17 protein-coding genes are annotated in these 17708 nt (G+C 72.6%); 14 read left to right on the top strand and 3 right to left on the bottom strand.

All coding sequences use genetic code 11. The annotated features are described in order from the left end of the window. The 4 genes from ABD951_RS21535 to ABD951_RS21520 all read left to right on the top strand — a co-directional run bounded on the left by ABD951_RS21535 (position 1) and on the right by ABD951_RS21520 (position 3035). Positions 1 to 639, top strand: a complete 639-nt coding sequence (locus ABD951_RS21535; RefSeq protein ID WP_345349932.1) for a PaaI family thioesterase — start codon at positions 1 to 3, stop codon at positions 637 to 639. Positions 640 to 667: 28 nt separating this feature from the next. Then, entirely contained in the window at positions 668 to 1435 is a 768-nt protein-coding gene (locus ABD951_RS21530) for a 2-phosphosulfolactate phosphatase (RefSeq protein WP_345350695.1), read from the top strand. Next, the gene (locus tag ABD951_RS21525) at positions 1432 to 2445 is read left to right on the top strand and encodes an o-succinylbenzoate synthase (RefSeq protein WP_345349929.1); all 1014 of its coding nucleotides are present in this window, start codon (positions 1432 to 1434) and stop codon (positions 2443 to 2445) included. The genes ABD951_RS21530 and ABD951_RS21525 overlap by 4 nt, the downstream gene beginning before the upstream one ends. A gap of 143 nt (positions 2446 to 2588) precedes the next feature. Further along, a complete protein-coding gene (locus ABD951_RS21520; protein ID WP_345349926.1) occupies positions 2589 to 3035 on the top strand; it encodes a DUF6918 family protein in 447 nt (148 codons plus the stop codon). 60 nt (positions 3036 to 3095) lie between these two features. Here ABD951_RS21520 and ABD951_RS21515 read toward each other — a convergent pair whose 3' ends face one another. Beyond that, entirely contained in the window at positions 3096 to 3932 is an 837-nt protein-coding gene (locus ABD951_RS21515) for a siderophore-interacting protein (RefSeq protein ID WP_345349923.1), read from the bottom strand. A gap of 101 nt (positions 3933 to 4033) precedes the next feature. On the opposite strand from ABD951_RS21515, the gene menD reads away from it, so the two are divergent. The 7 genes from menD to ABD951_RS21480 all read left to right on the top strand — a co-directional run bounded on the left by menD (position 4034) and on the right by ABD951_RS21480 (position 11855). Then, positions 4034 to 5692: a 2-succinyl-5-enolpyruvyl-6-hydroxy-3-cyclohexene-1-carboxylic-acid synthase gene (gene menD, locus ABD951_RS21510; RefSeq protein WP_345349919.1), complete on the top strand. Its 1659-nt coding sequence runs from the start codon at positions 4034 to 4036 to the stop codon at positions 5690 to 5692. Further along, positions 5689 to 6099 carry a DUF3592 domain-containing protein gene (locus tag ABD951_RS21505; protein WP_345349916.1) on the top strand — a complete coding sequence of 137 codons (411 nt, stop codon included), beginning with the start codon at positions 5689 to 5691 and terminating at the stop codon, positions 6097 to 6099. The genes menD and ABD951_RS21505 overlap by 4 nt, the downstream gene beginning before the upstream one ends. A gap of 72 nt (positions 6100 to 6171) precedes the next feature. Continuing rightward, positions 6172 to 7305, top strand: coding sequence for a glycosyltransferase family 4 protein (locus ABD951_RS21500; protein WP_345350692.1), 1134 nt, complete (start codon positions 6172 to 6174; stop codon positions 7303 to 7305). A gap of 85 nt (positions 7306 to 7390) precedes the next feature. Then, a complete protein-coding gene (locus tag ABD951_RS21495) occupies positions 7391 to 8044 on the top strand; it encodes a demethylmenaquinone methyltransferase (RefSeq protein ID WP_425569920.1) in 654 nt (217 codons plus the stop codon). Positions 8045 to 8084: 40 nt separating this feature from the next. Continuing rightward, positions 8085 to 10433, top strand: a complete 2349-nt coding sequence (locus ABD951_RS21490; RefSeq protein WP_345349910.1) for an ATP-binding protein — start codon at positions 8085 to 8087, stop codon at positions 10431 to 10433. Between the two features lie 163 nt (positions 10434 to 10596). Then, positions 10597 to 11481 (top strand): alpha/beta fold hydrolase, encoded by an 885-nt coding sequence (locus ABD951_RS21485; protein WP_345349907.1) that lies wholly within the window; start codon positions 10597 to 10599, stop codon positions 11479 to 11481. Beyond that, positions 11478 to 11855, top strand: coding sequence for a Zn-ribbon domain-containing OB-fold protein (locus ABD951_RS21480; protein WP_345349904.1), 378 nt, complete (start codon positions 11478 to 11480; stop codon positions 11853 to 11855). The genes ABD951_RS21485 and ABD951_RS21480 overlap by 4 nt, the downstream gene beginning before the upstream one ends. Here ABD951_RS21480 and ABD951_RS21475 read toward each other — a convergent pair. After that, complete coding sequence (locus ABD951_RS21475; RefSeq protein ID WP_345350689.1) at positions 11848 to 13050, bottom strand: geranylgeranyl reductase family protein; 1203 nt, start codon at positions 13048 to 13050, stop codon at positions 11848 to 11850. The two genes, ABD951_RS21480 and ABD951_RS21475, sit on opposite strands and share 8 nt — an antisense overlap. 274 nt (positions 13051 to 13324) lie before the next feature. On the opposite strand from ABD951_RS21475, the gene ABD951_RS21470 reads away from it, so the two are divergent. Genes ABD951_RS21470 through ABD951_RS21460 form a run of 3 tightly spaced genes read left to right on the top strand, consistent with a single transcriptional unit; the run spans position 13325 to position 17154 of the window. Then, on the top strand, positions 13325 to 14356 hold the full coding sequence (locus ABD951_RS21470; protein ID WP_345349901.1) for a polyprenyl synthetase family protein: 1032 nt from the start codon (positions 13325 to 13327) through the stop codon (positions 14354 to 14356). Positions 14357 to 14399: 43 nt separating this feature from the next. Further along, positions 14400 to 15299, top strand: coding sequence for a zinc metalloprotease HtpX (gene htpX / locus ABD951_RS21465; RefSeq protein WP_345349898.1), 900 nt, complete (start codon positions 14400 to 14402; stop codon positions 15297 to 15299). A gap of 55 nt (positions 15300 to 15354) precedes the next feature. Next, the gene (locus tag ABD951_RS21460; protein WP_345349895.1) at positions 15355 to 17154 is read left to right on the top strand and encodes a CocE/NonD family hydrolase; all 1800 of its coding nucleotides are present in this window, start codon (positions 15355 to 15357) and stop codon (positions 17152 to 17154) included. A 59-nt stretch (positions 17155 to 17213) separates the two neighbouring features. Here ABD951_RS21460 and ABD951_RS21455 read toward each other — a convergent pair whose 3' ends face one another. Beyond that, the gene (locus tag ABD951_RS21455) at positions 17214 to 17705 is read right to left on the bottom strand and encodes a YajQ family cyclic di-GMP-binding protein (RefSeq protein WP_345349892.1); all 492 of its coding nucleotides are present in this window, start codon (positions 17703 to 17705) and stop codon (positions 17214 to 17216) included. Between the last annotated feature and the right edge of the window lie 3 nt (positions 17706 to 17708).

Genomic DNA, 17708 nt, shown 5'->3' with positions numbered 1-17708 from the left:
ATGACCGAGCACACCGAGCGCGACGGAGACTACGAGCACCACGGCGGGTTCCCGGTGTACGCGGCCGACCCCGACAACGGCGGTCCCCACTTCGGCCGACTCGTCGAGGCGCTGCGGACCGTCCAGGACCTGGCCGTGTCGACCGCGCCGCCGCCGGAGGTGATCGCGCAGGCCGCCGAGCAGGCCGAGGCGCTCGCCGCGCTGCTCGCCCCGTACACGGCGCCCGAGGGGCACTATCCGGCCGGACGATCCGTCGGACTGCCCGGCCGTGGCAGCCTGCTGATGCTGCCCTGGACGGTCGAGAAGTTCGACCGTACCGGCGTGCGCTCGACCGGCGTGTTCCGCCGCTATCACATGGGCGGCAACGGGGCCGCGCACGGCGGGGTCCTCCCGCTGCTGTTCGACGACCTGTTCGGCATGATCACGCACGCGGCAGGCAGGCCGATCAGCCGCACCGGCTACCTGCACGTCAACTACCGCAAGATCACCCCGCTGGAGACGCCGCTCGTCGTGGAGGGCCGGGTCGACCGGGTCGACGGCCGCAAGACCTTCGTCAGCGCGCGGCTGACCGAACCGGACGGCACCCTGCTCGCCGACGCCGAAGCGCTGATGATCGTCCTGCTGCCCGGTCAGCCCTGAGTCCGTGTCGGAAACGACCGCACCGCAGGTGCATCCCGAACACCGGCAGACCGACCACCGGATCCGCTTCGACTGGGGCCGGGAGGGGGCAGCGGCCGTCGTCCCCGGCTGCGCCGTCGCCGTCGTGGTCGACGTGCTCACGTTCTCCACGACCCTCACCGTCGCGATCGAGGCCGGCGCGGTCGTCTACCCGTACCGGTGGGACCCGGCGGCGGCCGCCGGCTACGCGGCCGAGCGGGACGCGACGGTCGCGGTCGGCCGGTCCCAGGCGGCCCCCGGGCGGCCGAGCCTGTCGCCGGCCTCGATCCGCCGCGCGAACGGTGTGCGGCGGCTCGTGCTGCCGTCGCCGAACGGGTCCGCGTTGGCGTTCGCGCTCGCCGACGCCGGGGTCGCGGTGGTCGGGGCGTGCCTGCGCAACGCGACCGCGGTCGCGCGGTGGGTCACCGCCCACACCGCCGGACCGGTCGCGGTGATCGCCGCGGGGGAGCGGTGGCCGGACGGCGCGCTGCGGCCCGCCGTCGAGGACCTGTGGGGGGCCGGCGCGGTGCTGCGGGTCCTCGCCGCCGCCGACCCCGACGGGTGCTCGCCCGAATCGCTCGCAGCGGTCGCGGCGTTCGACGCGGCGTCGCCGTCGATCGATGCCCGGCTGCGGGACAGCGCGAGCGGACGCGAGCTCGCCGCCAAGGGGTTCGCCGGCGACGTCGGGATCGCGGCCGAACTCGACACGACCACCGTCGTTCCGCTGCTGCGCGACGCGGCGTTCGTGGACGCCTCGACCGAAGGCCCGGACCGATGACCGAACCGCGCCACGCCGGGCTGCCCTGCCCGCGTCCGGCACTCGACGACCTGCGGGCCGCCGCGACCGTGGTGAGCCTGCCGATGCGGGTGCGCTTCCGTGGAATCACCGTTCGCGAGGTGCTGCTGCTGCGCGGGCCCGCCGGGTGGGGCGAGTTCGCGCCGTTCCCCGAGTACGGCGACACCGAGTCCGCCGCGTGGCTGCGGTCCGCGGTCGAGAGCGCGTGGATCGGTCCGCCGCCGGCACAGCGTGCCGCCGTCGACGTGAACGCGACCGTGCCCGCCGTCGACGCCGCGCGGGTACCCGAGATCCTGGCCCGGTTCCCCGGCGCGCGGACCGCGAAGGTCAAGGTCGCCGAGAAGGGGCAGACCCTCGCCGACGACGTCGCCCGGGTCGCGGCGGTCCGCGAGCACGTCGACCACGTCCGCGTCGACGCGAACGGCGGTTGGAGCGTCGACGAGGCGGTCACGGCGCTGACGGCGCTGACGACCGGGGGCGAGCTCCAGTACGCCGAGCAGCCGTGCGCCACCGTGCCCGAACTGGTCGACCTGCGACGGCGCCTGGCCGACCGGGGCGCCCCGGTGCCGATCGCCGCCGACGAGAGCATCCGCCGCGCCGACGACCCGCTGCGCGTGGTCCGGGCCGGCGCGGCCGACGTCGCGGTCGTCAAGGTCGCACCCCTGGGCGGGATGCGGGCCCTGCTGAGCCTGGCCGACGAGCTCGCCGGACACGGCGTCTCGGTCGTCGTCTCCAGTGCGCTGGACTCGGCGGTCGGGATCGGCGCCGGGCTGGCCGCCGCGGCCGCGCTGCCGCGTCTGCCCCTCGCCTGCGGGCTCGGCACCGGCGGCCTGTTCGACGCCGACGTCGCGGCGCCTCGTCCGATGTCCGGCGGCCGGCTCGAGGTCGCTGCGGTGTCGCCGGACCCCGACCGGTTGGTCGCACTGGCGGCATCGCCGCAGCGCACGGCGTGGTGGCTGGACCGGATGGCTCGCTGTCACGCCTTGCTGTGAGTACGCTCGACGGTTGCTGGCAATCCGGTCCGAGGGTGCGGAGGGCGTTGCTGCTGTGATCGAGGTGACTGGAGTTGATGGTGGGGTCGGGGCGTCGTATAGGGTCGCGCACGACATTCACGTCAACATCGGAGGCTTTGAAAGTGGTTGCAGCACTGAACGAAACCCTGCTCGACCCGGCGCGGCTGCCGGCCGTCGTCGCCGACGTGCAGGAGCTCATCGACGCGGAGGTTTCGGACAAGTCCGGCGCCTCGGGTCTGGCCCTGAAGACCGGCTACGGTGCGGTCAAGAAGGTCGGCCCGTCGATCGTTCCGGACGCGGTCGAGGGTCTGCTGCCGAACTTCATCACCCGCCTCGAGCCGTTCTGGCAGGACTTCGGCACCGCCGGCGGCACCGGCTTCGGTGACTTCCTCACCGCCCGCAGCGACGAGGTCGCCGACGCCCTGCTCGGGGTGACCGACGAGAAGATCGAGGGCACCAGCAAGACCGCCGTCAAGAAGGTCTACTCCACGCTGCGTCCGTCCGCGAAGAAGAACGTCGTCGAGGCGCTGCCCCGACTCGGCGCGCTCGTCGAGAAGCACGCCGGCTAGGTAGCGGCACAGTCGCCTGTGCCGAGGGGCGGAGCCGCCCCTCGGCACAGGCGCGCGGCGCTAGTAGGCGGGGTTGCCGTACCGCCAGAAGCCGGTGAACACGACGTCGGACTTCGCGACGCCGCGCTCGCTCACCAGATGACGCCGCACCCCGGTCGCGAGGGCCGCCTCGCCGGCGGCGAACGTGTAGTCGGGAAGCTCGGGCAGCTCGGCGGACCGCACCGCCTCGAGCGCCAGCTCGCCGGGTCGCCCGTGCGGGTCCGACCGCGGCAGCCAGTGCAGGGTCATCCCGGCAGGCACCGTGACATCCTGCACGTCGTCGGCGTGGGGGATCTCCAGGAACGCCTCACCGCGCACGTCCGCCGGCGCCGACTCCAGGATGCCGGCGATCGCAGGCAGGGCGCTCTCGTCGCCGACCAGCAGGTACCGGCGGGCGTCCGGGTCCGGGTTGTGGATCAGGCCCTCGTCGAGCAGCGCGACCTCGCCGCCGGGGGTCGCGGACGTCGCCCACGCCGACGCCGGGCCCGCGTCCTCGCCGGACCCGTGGCGGACGAAGTCGATGTCGATCTCCGGGGTGTCGCCGTGCAGGGCCCGGTCGGCCGGTCGGAACGCGCGGACCGAGTAGTTGCGCACGATCGGCTTCGTGGCCTTGCCCATCGCCAGGTACTGGGCGTACCAGAGCTTGCCGGTCGCGGTCGGCAGCCGCAGCGTCGGCTGTTCCGGTGTCGGCAGGAACAGCCGGAACCACTGGTCGTGGCCGAGTGGGACGAACTCGTGCAGGCCCTCGCCGCCGATCGTGACCCGGACGAAGTGCGGGCTGATCTCCTTGCTCCCGAGCACCCGGGCCCGGAGGAAGTCGCGGTGGTCGGGTTTGACGAACTTCGAGCGCCTGGCCATGGATGAATCCTCACGAAAGTTGAGTTAGCTCAGGCAAGCCTAACCGAGCGGCGGTGGTGGGCGGGGACGGTTCGGTCCGCACCGTCTGACACCCTGGACACGTGAATCCGTCCACCGCCCAGGCCACTGCCGTCGTCGACGAACTGATCCGTGGCGGGGTCCGCGACGTCGTCCTGTGCCCGGGCTCGCGCAACGCGCCGCTGGCCTTCGCGCTGCAGGCCGCCGACACCGCAGGACGGCTGCGCCTGCACATGCGGATCGACGAGCGCACCGCCGGATTCCTCGCCGTGGGCCTCGCCGTCGCCTCCGGGCGCCCGGTGCCGATCGTGATGACCTCCGGCACCGCCGTCGCGAACCTCGGCCCCGCGGTCCTCGAGGCCAACTACGCCCGGGTGCCGCTCGTGGTGCTGTCCGCGAACCGGCCGTACGAGATGCTCGGCACCGGCGCCAACCAGACCGTCGAACAGCTCGGACTGTTCGGCACCCAGGTCCGGGCCACGATCAGCCTGGGTCTCGCCGAGGACGGCGGCGCCGACGGGTCGCTCCTCGGGCTCCGCTCCGATGACCAGAACAGCCGGTGGCGCTCCGCCGTGTGCCGCGTCCTGGCGGCCGCCCGCGGCACCCGCTCGGGCAACGCGGGACCCGTGCACTTCGACATCCCGTTGCGCGAACCCCTCGTCCCGGACGTCCATCAGCAGGGCCCTGGTCCCGAAGGCCGGCCCGGCGGTGCCCCCTGGACCACGACCGTGCACGCCACGCTCGACGTGCCGCTCGAGATCGACCTCACCCCGGACACCGTCGTCATCTCCGGGCACGGGTCCGCCCATCGGCCCGAGCTCGCCGGACTGCCGACCGTCGCCGAACCGACCGCGCCGATGCACGGGCTGCCGCTGCACCCGCTCGCCCTGCCGCAACTGAACCCGCGGCAGGCGATCATCACCGGCCGGCCCACGCTGCACCGGCCCGTGTCGAAACTGCTCGCCGACCCGCGGGTGTCGGTGTACGCCCTGACCACCGGTCCGCGCTGGCCCGACGTCTCCGGCAACGTGATCGCCACCGGTACCCGCGCGATCGTCCACGGCGCGCCGCACCAGTCGTGGATCGACCGCTGCCGGCACCTGACCGAACACGCCGACAAGGCCGTGCGGCAGCAGCTCGCCGCCCACCCGCGGGCCACCGGGCTGCACGTGGCCGCGGTCGTCGCCGACGCGATGTCCGACGGTGACCAGCTGCTGCTCGGCGCGTCCAACCCGGTCCGCGACGCCGCCCTCGTCGGCTACCCGCGCCCCGGTGTCCGGGTGCTGTCCAACCGCGGCGTCGCCGGCATCGACGGCACCGTCTCGACCGCGATCGGCGCCGCACTGGCGACCGACGCCGCCGGCGGGGGCCGGACCGTCGCGCTGATGGGCGACCTGACGTTCCTGCACGACGCGTCCGGACTGCTGATCGGGGCCGGGGAACCGCGTCCGCGCGACCTGACGATCGTCGTCGCGAACGACGACGGCGGCGGCATCTTCGAACTCCTCGAACAGGGTGACCCGCAGTACGCAGGCGTCTTCCAGCGGATCTTCGGGACTCCGCACGGCATGGACCTGTCCGCGCTGTGCGCCGCCTACCGGATCGAGCACCACGCGGTGACACCGGACCGGCTCGCCACCGAACTGGCGCATCCGTTCGGCCGCGGCATCCGGGTGCTCGAGGTGGCCACCGACCGCTCCGGGCTGCGGGAGCTGCACGCCGCGGTCCGGGCCCAGCTGTGACGCAGACGACCGCCCGGCGGATCGGCCGCGTCGTCCTCGTCGTCGCGACCGGGATCTCGGTCCTCGCGGTGCTGCTCGTGCTCGCCGCCTGGCGCAACGACCACACGATCGACTCGGACAAGGGCGTCGCGACCGCGGAGGTGCTCTCGGCAGGCGCGCTGCGGTCCGCGGTCAGCTTCGTCACCCCCGACGGGGTCACACACACACCGCGGCTCGGTGTCCTGTACCCGACGAACCTGACCGCCGGACAGCGCATCGACGTCGAGTACGCACGCTCGAACCCCGACCTGGTGCGCGTGTCGGGCCGGGACGTGCGGGTCGCGCTGGTGCCTGCCGGGTCGGTGATCGTGGTGACCTGGCTGATCGCGGCGCCGGTCCTGTGGCTGCTCGGGCGGCGTCGCGAGTAGTTCGCGGAGAGTTCGCGCGACGGTCACCCACAGCGTCCGCCTCCGTCGCGCACGATGCCCACACTGACGGACGTGCGCGTCGCCGTCGTTGCCGAATCGTTCCTGCCCCACGTGAACGGGGTCAGCCACTCGGTCGTCCGAGTGGTCGAGCACCTGCGCCGCGCCGGGCATCCGGTGCTGATCGTCGCCCCCGGCGGTCCGGGCGCCGCGCCCGAGCACGACGGCGTCCCGGTGCATCGGGTGCCGGCGGTGGCAGTCCCGCGGATTCGGTCCCTGCCGGTCGGTGTCCCGCAGCCGTCGATGGTCTCGGCGCTGCGCGACTTCGCCCCCGACGTCGTGCACCTGGCCTCGCCGTTCCTGCTCGGCGCCGGTGGACTGGCCGCCGCACGACATCTCGGCGTGCCCGCGGTCGCGGTCTACCAGACCGACGTTGCGGGCTTCGCCGACAGCTACGGGCTCGGGCTCGCCGGCCGCGCGGCCTGGCGGTGGACCCGGCGGCTGCACCGCGGCGCCGCCCGCACCCTCGCCCCGTCGACCGCGGCGGTGGACGCCCTGGTGGGGCGCGGGGTGCCGCGGGTGTACCGGTGGGGGCGCGGCGTCGACACGGTCCGGTTCGCGCCGTCGGCCCGCGACCCGCGGCTGCGGGCGGACTGGGATCCGACCGGCGGCCGGCTGATCGTCGGGTACGTCGGGCGCCTCGCCCCCGAGAAGCACGTCGAACGGCTGGCGGTCCTGGGCGAAGACCCGGCGGTGCAGCTCGTCGTCGTCGGCGCCGGGCCCGACCGCGACCGGCTGGCCGAGCTGCTGCCGTCCGCGGTGTTCACCGGCCACCTCGGCGGCGACGACCTCGCCCGCGCCTACGCCGCGCTCGACGTGTTCGTCCACCCGGGCGAGCACGAGACGTTCTGCCAGGCCGTGCAGGAGGCCCTGGCCAGCGGCGTCCCGGTGATCGGCCCCGACGCCGGCGGCCCCCGCGACCTGATCTCCCACTGCCGCAACGGCTACCTCCTTCCGGTGGACCGGTTCACCGAGCTGCTCCCGAGCGCGGTCACCGCGTTGCGGGACCCGCTGCTGCGCGCCCGGTTCGGGGAGGCAGCCCGGCGGTCCGTGCTGGGCCGCACGTGGCCCGCGGTGTGCGCCGAACTCCTCGACCACTACGCCCAGGTGACCGGCCCGGCCACGACCGCGGAGCCGCGGACGGCCTGATCCGGCCCGCCTGTACGGTTGCGGTGTGGCAGCAACGAAGGGCTCACGGGCCTCGCTGGAGAAGGAACCGCACGAGGTCGCCTCGATGTTCGACGGGGTCGCCGAGCGCTACGACCTGACGAACACCGTCCTGTCGTTCGGACGGGACCGGTACTGGCGCACGGCGACACGTGCGGCGCTCGACCTGCGGCCGGGGGAGCGGGTGCTCGACCTCGCCGCCGGGACCGGCGTCTCGACGGTGGAACTGGGTCGGTCCGGCGCCTGGGTGGTCGCGACGGACTTCTCCAAAGGCATGTTGCACGCGGGTGCGTCCCGCCGGGTCCCGATGGTCGCCGGGGACGCGATGGCGCTGCCGTACGCGGACGCGGTCTTCGATGCCGCGACCATCTCCTTCGGTCTGCGGAACGTGTCGGACTTCGAGGCCGGGCTCCGCGAGATCGCCCGCGTCACCAAACCCGGCGGCCGGCTGGTGGTCAGCGAGTTCTCCACCCCGACGTTCGGGCCGTTCCGCACCGTCTACATGAACTACCTGATGCGGGCGCTGCCGCGGGTCGCGCAGGCCGTCAGCTCCAATCCCGACGCGTACGTCTATCTCGCCGAGTCGATCCGTGCGTGGCCGAGTCAGGAGGACCTGGCCCGCGCGATTCAGGCCGCGGGTTGGACGGACGTACAGTGGCGCAACCTGACCGGTGGGATCGTCGCGCTGCATCGCGCCCGCCGGGACCCCCTTCCGGGGTAGTTTCGGGGTCCGAGTTCAAGACGGGGGGAGTGACGCCACGATGAAGCAGTCCGCCGGTCGCGGGGCCCAGGGGAAGCTGCCTCAAGAACTGACGACGTTCGTCGGTCGTCGGCGTGAACTCACCGAGACCAAGCGGCTGTTGTCGCAGTCGCGCCTGGTCACGCTCACCGGGATCGGTGGTGTCGGCAAGACGCGCCTCGCGCTGCGCACCGCCGAGGATTCGCGGCGTTCGTTCGCGGACGGTGTCTGGCTCGTCGAACTCGGCGAACTCGGCGACCCCGACCTCGTCGCCGACACGGTCGCCACCGCGCTCGGCCTGCGTGAGCAGCCGGGGCATTCCGCGTTGACACTGCTGACCGACCACCTGGCGCCGATGAGCCTGCTCCTCGTGCTCGACAACTGCGAGCACCTGGTCGACGCCGTCGCCGACCTCGCCGAGACGCTGCTGCGCGCCTGTCCCGACCTGCGGATCCTGGCGACCAGTCGGGAACCCCTCGCGATCGGGGGCGAGGCGGTGCTGCGGGTCCCGTCGCTGACCGTGCCCGACTCCCAGCGGCCGCAACCGCTGCCGGGTCTGCCTCGCTACGAGGCGATCACCCTGTTCGTCGAACGGGCCGCGGCCGCGGTCCCGGGATTCGAGCTGACCGAGGAGAACCACGGCGCCATCGTCGAGATCTGCCACCAGCTCGACGGGCTGCCGCTGCCGATCGAACTGGCGGCGGTCCGCCTGCGGGCGATGTCCACCGGGCAGATCCTCGAACGCCTCACCGACCGGTACCAGTTGCTGACGAAGGGCACCCGCGGTGCACCGACCCGCCAGCAGTCCCTGCGCATGAGCATCGACTGGAGCCACGAACTGTGCACCGCCACCGAGCAGGTGCTGTGGCGACAGCTGTCGGTGTTCGCGAGCAGCTTCGAACTCGACGCCGTCGAAGGAGTGTGCGGCGGCGAATCGACGTCGCTCCAACTGCTCGACGGGCTCGCGTCGCTGGTCGACAAGTCGATCCTGATCCGCGAGGAGGCCGGCACCGGTGTCCGCTACCGGATGCTCGAGACGTTGCGGGAGTACGGCCGCGAGAAGCTGCGCGAGGCGGGGGAGTTCACCGCACTGCAGCGGCGGCACCGGGACTGGTACGAGTCGTTGGCGTCGGCGGCCGAAGCCGAGTGGATCAGCCCGCGCCAGGTCGACTGGATCCGCAGGCTCGAACGCGAACAGGCCAACCTGCGCGAGGCGCTGTCGTTCAGTGTGACCGAGCCCGGCGAGGTCGACGCCGGACTGCGGATCGGCGCCGCCCTGTACCCCTTCTGGTTGTGCCGGGGCATGCCCAGCGAGGGCCGTCACTGGCTCGATCGGGTGCTGGACCGCGGCCCCGCGACCCCCAGCAGGGACCGGATCAAGGCGCTGTACGTCGACAGCGTCCTCGCCGGCACCCAGGGCGACCTGTCCCGGTCCGCGGCTCTGGTGGCGCAGGGCCGGGTGCTGGCCGACGCGCTCGACGACCCCGAAGCCGACCTGTTCATGACCCTCGCCGCCGCGTCCGAGGCGCTGTTCGCGGGCCGGCTGACCGAGTCGATCCCGAGGTTCGAGGACGCGATCGCCCGGTTCCGCGCCTCCGGTGACGTGTTGCGGCTGACGTTCGCGCTGGTCGGGATGGCCGTCGCCGCCGGGGTCTGCGGAGACGAGGACCGCGCGATCTCGTATCACGAGGAAGTGCTCGAGATCACCGAGGCGCACGGCGAGTGCGCGATCCGCGGGTACTCGTTGCTGGCGTTGGCGCTCGGTCGCTGGTCCGACGACCCGGCCAGTGCCACGTCCCTGCTCGAGCAGGGACTGCGCCTGGGCCGGATCGTCGACGATCCGATCGGCTGCAGTTCCTGCATCGAGGTGCTGGCCTGGATCGCCGCCGCCGACGGTCGCCACCGTCGCGCTGCGGTGCTGATGGGCGCCGCGCAGGCCCGATCGCAGGCCGTCGGCAGTCCGATCGTGCTGGTCCCGAACGTGCTGGTCCATCACGAGGAGGCCGAGAAGCGGACGCGGGATGCTCTCGCGGACTCGGTGTTCGATGCCGCGCTGCGGCAGGGCCTGGGGATGGCCTGCGACGACGTGCTCGCCTACGCTCTGGGCGAGCAGCAGGTCTCCGCGCCGCCACCGACCGAGGCGGTCACCCTGACCCGGCGGGAACGGCAGGTCGCCGAGCTGGTCGCGCAGGGACTGACCAACAAGGCGATCGCGGCGAAGCTGGTGATCTCGCAGCGCACCGCGCAGGGGCACGTCGAACACGTGCTGGCCAAGCTCGGGTTCAACTCCCGGGCTCAGATCGCGGCGTGGGTGGTCGAGCAGCAGGCACAGTCCGCCGTCGCCGACCCGGATCGCACGGGCGACTCCTGACCTGCGTGTTCCCCTGAAACCAGGTACCTGTACGACGAAAAACAGGTACCTGTACGGGTCATTCGACCGTCGTGTTCGCGCCTCGCACCGGGCACCGTGATGCAGGTCTCAATCTGCCGTGTCGAGGCGGTGCCGGTGACGGCGTCGCGAAGTCGAGGTCCCGATGTACGAGTCTGCACAGTTCGACCCCGCAATCCCCACCCCGCGAGCCGCCGTGCTCCGGCCCACCGCCGACCTCCGCCGGCGGCGGGTCGACGTCGACCGGTCCGCGGTCGAATACCTGGTCGGCGGCCACGGCCGGCCCGTGGTGTTCCTGCACGGCTGGGGCGTCGCGCCTGCCACCTACCAGGGCGCGGTGCGGGAGTTGGCACAGCGCGGGGCCCGGGTGTACGCGCCGGCCATGCCCGGATTCGCCGGCACGCGCGCCCTGCCCGACGGGGAGCGCGACCTCGACGGGTACGCACGCTGGGTGGGCCGCTTCATCGACGAGGTCGGCATCCGCGGCCCGGTCACGGTGGTCGGGCACTCGTTCGGCGGCGGTGTCGCCGCCCGCGCCGCGCACGACCTGCCCGACCACGTCGAGGAAGTGGTGCTGATCAACGCCGTCGGCGGAGCCCAGTGGTCACAGTCCGGGGTGGCTCGCCCGATCCACGAGCGGCCGCTGTGGGACTGGATGCTGCGCCTGCAGGCCGACGCTCTCGGTTCGCGCTCGGTCGGCCAGGTGGTCGGTGCGGTCGCAGGCACCGCGCTGTCGAACATGCTGCGCGACCCGATGGCCGTCTGGCGGTCCGGTCACCTCGCCCGCACGGTCGATCTGCGGCCCCAGCTCGCCGAGCTGGCCGAGCGTGGACTGCCGGTAACCCTGCTGTGGGGAACATCGGACACCGTCATCCCGGTCGAGAGCTTCGAGTCGATGCGGGCCGCTCTCGGCGACCCCCACGTCGTGATGGTGTCGGGCAACCACTGCTGGCCGATCGACGACCCGGCCCGATTCGGCGAGGCGATGAGCCGCATCTTCGCCCGGTCGCGCGAGGCGGTGCCGGCATGAGTGTGGACGCGGTCGCCAGGCCGTTCGAGACGGAGGCGTTCATGCTTCGTTCGTGCATGCGCTGCACGACGCTGTTCGCGCCCGACACCTGGGTCTGCCCGACCTGTGACGGCGACCTCGAGTGGGTTCCGTCGACCGGACGCGGCCGGGTGGTGTCGTGGACGCACCTCGACCCGGCGACGGCGTCGGCGAGTGCCCGACGCTCGGCCGGGGAGCTCGAACCGATGACGATCGCGATCGTCGAACTCGACGAGGGGCCGTGGATCTACGCGGCCATCGAGGGATCCGCATCCGGCCACGACTGCGCCCGCGCCCGCGTGGTCTTCCTGCGGGAGCCGCTGGTCGGCCGGTTCCCGGCCTTCGTCCTCAGCTGAACGGCGGCCGGGCGTCCAGGCGCAGTGACGCCCGCCCGGAGGCTCGCCACGCCCGGGCGATCAGATCGGTGTCGGCGTCGGTGACCAGGTTGCCCATCACCCGCACCGCGACCGTCATCAGCGCGCGCGAGCGCATCGCGACCGGGCCGCCGATCGGCAGCACCCGGGGCACGGTCAGCAGGCCGGCCAGCCGGCGCGCGACCGAGAACGCACGCCCGTAGCGGGCCCGCAGCATCGACGGCCACAGGTCGGTCAGGTCACCGGCGCCGAGCGCGTCCGCGACCATCCGGCCCGTTTCGAGGCCGTAGTCGATGCCCTCCCCGTTGAGCGGGTTCACGCAGGCGGCGGCGTCGCCGATCAGCGCCCAGTTGCGGCCCGCGACCCCGGACACCGCCCCGCCCATCGGCAGCAAGGCGGACGCGACCGATCGGATCGGGCCGTCCAGTTGCCAGTCGTCGCGCCGGTGGCTCGCGTACAGCTGGATCAGCGGCCGCAGCGCGCCGGGAGCCGGGCGGGCGGCGGTCGCCAGTGTCCCGACCCCGAGGTTGACCCGGCCTTCGCCGAGCGGGAACACCCAGCCGTACCCCGACTGGACGGTCCCGGCGTGGTCGCGCAGTTCGAGATGCGAGGTGATCCACTCGTCGTCGCCGCGGCCGGAGTCGACGTACGCCCGGGCGGCGACCCCGTACGCGGTGTCCCGATGCCATTGCCGGCCGAGCTGCTTGCCGAGGGTGGACCGCACTCCGTCCGCGACGACCAGGTAGCGGCAGCGCACGGTCCGCGGACCGGCCGCGGTCGCGAACGTCACCGAACGGACGCCGTCCCCGTCGCGGTCCAGTCCGACGGCCTTGGCGCCCTGCAGCATCGCCGCACCGGCGTCGACCGCGACCTGGCGGATCCGGTCGTCGAGTTCGGTGCGGGGCACCGCGCTGCCCGTCGACGGGAACGACCCGTTCGGCCAGGGCATGAGCAGCTCCCGCCCGAATCCGGTCAGCCGCAGCCCGCGATTGACGGGGCGGTCGGCGAGCCAGTCGGCGAGACCGAGATGGTTCAGTTCCGCGACCGCGCGCGGTGTCAGGCCGTCACCGCAGGTCTTGTCGCGGGGGAACGTCGCCGCATCGGCGAGCAGGACGTCGCGGCCCGCGCGGGCCGCCCAGGCCGCCGCGGCCGCCCCGGCCGGGCCCGCCCCGACCACGAGGACCTCGGCGTGCTCGGGTGCCGTCGCCGGGGCGGCGTTCTCGGGAGCCGTCGCGGGCTCGGGGGGCGGGGGAGCCGACCGCGTCGTCTCGGCGAAGACCGGCGCGGAATCGGCAGACGGAGGCACCACGGCTGTATCTTGTCAGGTCCGGACGACATGCCAGGTGACAGCCCGGTCAGCCATCCGGGCGATGCGTTCACTACCGTGACAACCACAGCGGCCTCCGGTTGGTGGCTGCGGGGCCGGTTTGGCGGGTGTGCCGAAGAACAGGATGGGTACTGAGATCGTGAGCACGAGCGAAGTGACGAGCACCGTCGTCGCCGGTGTGGATCTGGGCGACCAGGCACTGGCCGAGGTGGTGCGGACGGGACTGGCCGACGTGGAGTCGCTGCTGGTCGGTGAACTGTCCGACGGCGAGGACTTCCTCACCGAGGCGGCCCTGCACCTCGCCAAGGCCGGCGGCAAGCGGTTCCGTCCGCTGTTCACGGTCCTGACCGCACAGCTGGGGCCGCGCGGCACCGACCCCGCGGTGATCACCGCCGCCACCGTGGTGGAGCTGGTGCACCTGGCGACGCTGTACCACGACGACGTGATGGACGAGGCGTCGATGCGGCGCGGTGCGCCCAGCGCCAACGCGCGCTGGGGCAACAGCATCGCGATCCTCGCCGGCGACTACCTGTTCGCGCACGCGTCCCGGCTCGTCTCGACACTCGGCCCCGACGCGGTGCGCATCATCGCGGAGACCTTCGCGGCGCTGGTGACCGGGCAGATGCGCGAGACGATCGGCGCGAAGAGCGACCAGGACCCGATCGAGCACTACCTGAAGGTGGTGTGGGAGAAGACGGGGTCGCTGATCGCCGCCTGCGGGCGGTTCGGCGGCACGTTCTCCGGGGCCTCGGCCGAGGACGTCGTGCGGCTCGAGCGGCTCGGCGACGCGGTCGGCACCGCGTTCCAGATCTCCGACGACATCATCGACATCTCGTCGGTGTCCGCGCAGTCCGGCAAGACCCCGGGCACCGACCTGCGCGAGGGCGTGCACACGCTGCCGGTGCTGTACGCGTTGCGCGACGAGGGCGCGGACGCGGACCGGCTGCGGGAGCTGCTCGCCGGCCCGGTCACCGACGACGACGAGGTCGCCGAGGCCCTGGTGCTGCTGGAACGGTCGGAGGGCATGGTGGCGGCGAAGGCCAAGCTCGGGGAGTTCGCGGACTCGGCGCGGGCCCAGCTCGCGGAGCTGCCGCAGGGGCCCGCGAACGAGGCGTTGCGCCGGCTCGTCGATTACACGGTGGAACGGGTCGGCTGACAGTAGCGTCGGGAACCGAGTCGGGCGATCCGTCGTTCACCTGATGAGGACCGTGGGAGGAGAGTCGACCGTGCACCGCTATTCGAACGGGTTGAAGACCTTCGCGTTGCTGGTGGGCATGTCGGCTCTGATCGTCTTCATCGGCTCGCTGTTCCGGAACCCGACGATCCTGCTGTTCTCGGTGATGCTGGCCGTCGGCATGAACGCCTACGCCTACTTCAACAGCGACAAGCTGGCGTTGCGGGCGATGCACGCCCAACCGGTCACCGAGGTCGAGGCCCCGGTGATCTACCGCATCGTGCGGGAACTCGCGACCACCGCGCACCAGCCGATGCCGCGGCTGTACATCAGCCCGACCGCCGCGCCGAACGCGTTCGCGACCGGACGCAATCCGCGCCACGCCGCGGTGTGCTGCACCAGCGGAATCCTGCAGATCCTCGACGAACGCGAACTGCGGGCGGTGCTCGGGCACGAACTCTCGCACGTCTACAACCGCGACATCCTGATCTCGTCGGTGGCGGGCGCGATGGCGTCGGTCATCTCCGGTCTCGCGAACATGGCGATGTTCGCCGGGATGTTCGGGGGTCGCGGTGACGATCGGCCCAACCCGTTCGCGCTGCTGCTGGTGTCGCTGCTCGGGCCGATCGCGGCGACGGTGGTCAAGCTGGCCGTGTCGCGGTCGCGGGAGTACCAGGCCGACCAGTCCGGCGCGGAGCTGACCGGCGATCCGCTCGCGTTGGCGTCGGCGTTGCGCAAGCTCGAGCGCGGCACGCAGGCCGCACCGCTTCCGCCGGAGCCGAAGATCGCCGCGCAGTCCCACATGATGATCGCGAATCCGTTCCGGACCGGCGACAAGGTCGGCCAGATCTTCTCCACCCATCCGCCGATGGCCGACCGGATCGCCAGGCTCGAGCACCTCGCCGGGCGTCGGTTGCCCGACTGACCCCTCCCGGCGGGGTAGGTTGACTGACCAGTCAACGTGCTCGGACGGGGGTCACATGGGGCGGGCGACGAGGTTGTCCATCGCGGTCACGGCCGCCGCACTCGCGGCGACGCTGCCTGCGCCGGTTGCACACGCGGAAACGGCCGGGTTCAGCGTGCAGACCTTGCACTTCGACACCACCGTCGGGCCCGACGGCGGCCGGCACTGCGACGTCGAGGGGGATCTCTACACCCCGACCGGCTCGTCGGCGGACCGCCCGGCGCCCGCGATCCTCACCACTCACGGGTTCGGCCAGACCAAGGACGCCCAGCGCCCGACCGCCGAGTTCCTCGCCGGCCGGGGCTACGTGGTGCTCGCGTACTCGGGCCTCGGGTTCGGAGGGTCGGGCTGCAAGGTCACGCTCGACAGCCCCGACCCGGACGGCCGGGCCGCGCAGGACCTGGTGAGCTTCCTCGGCGGCGCGGACGGGATCGCCTACCGCGATGCCGCGCACACGCAGCCGGTGCCCGGCCTCGACCTCGTGGTACGGGACGAGATCGCGCACGACGGCAGGGCGCTGCCGAACGATCCTCGGGTCGGCATGATCGGCGGCTCGTACGGCGGCGCCGTCCAGTTCGCGGCCGCCTCGGTGGACCCCCGGATCGACACGATCGTGCCGATGATCACGTGGAACGACCTGAGCTATTCGCTGGCGCCGAACAGCGCAACCGCGGGCGCCGGGGTCAGCAGCGCGGTGCCCGGTGCCACCAAGTCGTCCTGGGGGCTGCTCTTCAGCGCGGCCGGCGTCACCGCGCCGGGCGTGGACGGCTACCGGGGCGACCCGACGAAGCTGGTCGGCTGCCCCAACTTCGCCGACCAGACATGCAAGGTGCTGGTCACCGCGATGGCGCGGGGCTTCGGGGACCCGGCGGCGGTGCGCTTCCTGCGCTCGGCCTCCGTGGTCTCCTACGTGGACCGGATCCACGTACCGGTGTTGCTGATCCAGGGCGAGGAAGACACCCTGTTCAACCTCAACGAGGCGCGGGCGACGTTCGACGCGCTGCGGGGGCAGGGGACCGAGGTCGCGATGATCTGGCAACGGCTCGGGCACTCCTCGGAGGGTCTGCGCACGGGGTTCGCACGGCGGCCCGACCCGGACACGCAGTACCCCACCCGCAGGTACCTCGACTGGTTCGATCGCCACCTCCGCGGTGCGTCGGTGGACGTCGCGCCCGCGTTCGCGTACGAGCGGGGCTGGGCGGCAGATCCCTCGGATCCGGGTCGAGCGTTCGCGAATGCCGCGGGTCCCGATGTCGGCACCGCGTTCGCGCTGCACCTGTCCGACGGCGGGCGTCTGACCACCGACCCGGCCACGATCCGTCCGGGCACGCAGTCCCTGCGCACACCACCCGCCGGGCTGGTCGACGGCGCCACACCGTCGAACCTGTCGGTCCCACCCGGCCCGCGCCCGGAGCAGCAGCCGGCCGGCGGAATCGCCCAGTGGACGGCCGATCCGCAGGCGGAGCCGCTGGACGTGGTGGGCGCCCCGACGCTGGACCTCGAGGTGTCGACGTCCGCGCCGGTCACCGGGCCCGCCGACGCCCCGGTGCTGTTCGTCAAGCTCTACGACGTCGCACCGGACGGCGCCGCAACGCTCGTGAACGGCCAGGTCGCGCCCGTGCGGATCGTCGAGCCCGGCAGGCCGGTGCGGGTGACGCTGCCTGCGATCGTGCACCGCTTCGACACGGGCCACCGCGTGCGGGTGGCCGTCGCGGGGAGCGACTCGAACTTCCGCGGGGGACTCGTGCCGCACCAGGTGAGCATCCCGGCGGGCGATCCCGCCCGGCAGCTGGTGCTGCCGACCGTCGCGAACTGACCGCGACGCGACGGCGCCGGGCGGCCCGTGGGGGCGGCCCGGCGCCGTCGGGAGCGCTGCTATCGGTAGTTGACGAACTGCAGGGCGATGCCGAAGTCCTCGCCCTTGAGCAGCGCGATGACGGCCTGCAGGTCGTCGCGCTTCTTGCTGCTCACGCGCAGCTCCTCGCCCTGGATCTGGGCCTTGACGCCCTTCGGCCCCTCGTCGCGGATCTTCTTCGAGATCTTCTTCGCGTTCTCGGTCGAGATCCCCTGCACCAGCGAGCCGCTGAGCTTGTAGACCTTGCCGGACTGCGCGGGGTCGCCGGCGTCGAACGCCTTGAGGGAGATGTCCCGGCGGATCAGCTTCTCCTTGAACACGTCCAACGCCGCCTTCAGGCGCTCCTCGGTGTCGGCGGTCAGCGTGATCGTCTCCTCGCCGGACCACTCGATGCTCGCTCCGGTGTTGCGGAAGTCGAAGCGCGTGTTCAACTCCTTCTCCGCCTGGTGCAGGGCGTTGTCCACTTCCTGTCGGTCCACCTTGCTCACCACGTCGAAGGACGAATCCGCCACGTC

The organism is Rhodococcus olei, from assembly GCF_039540555.1.
Lineage (GTDB): Bacteria > Actinomycetota > Actinomycetes > Mycobacteriales > Mycobacteriaceae > Rhodococcus_G > Rhodococcus_G olei.
Note: the sequence above shows the minus strand (reverse complement) of the source record. Positions and strands in the feature narration are given on the sequence as shown.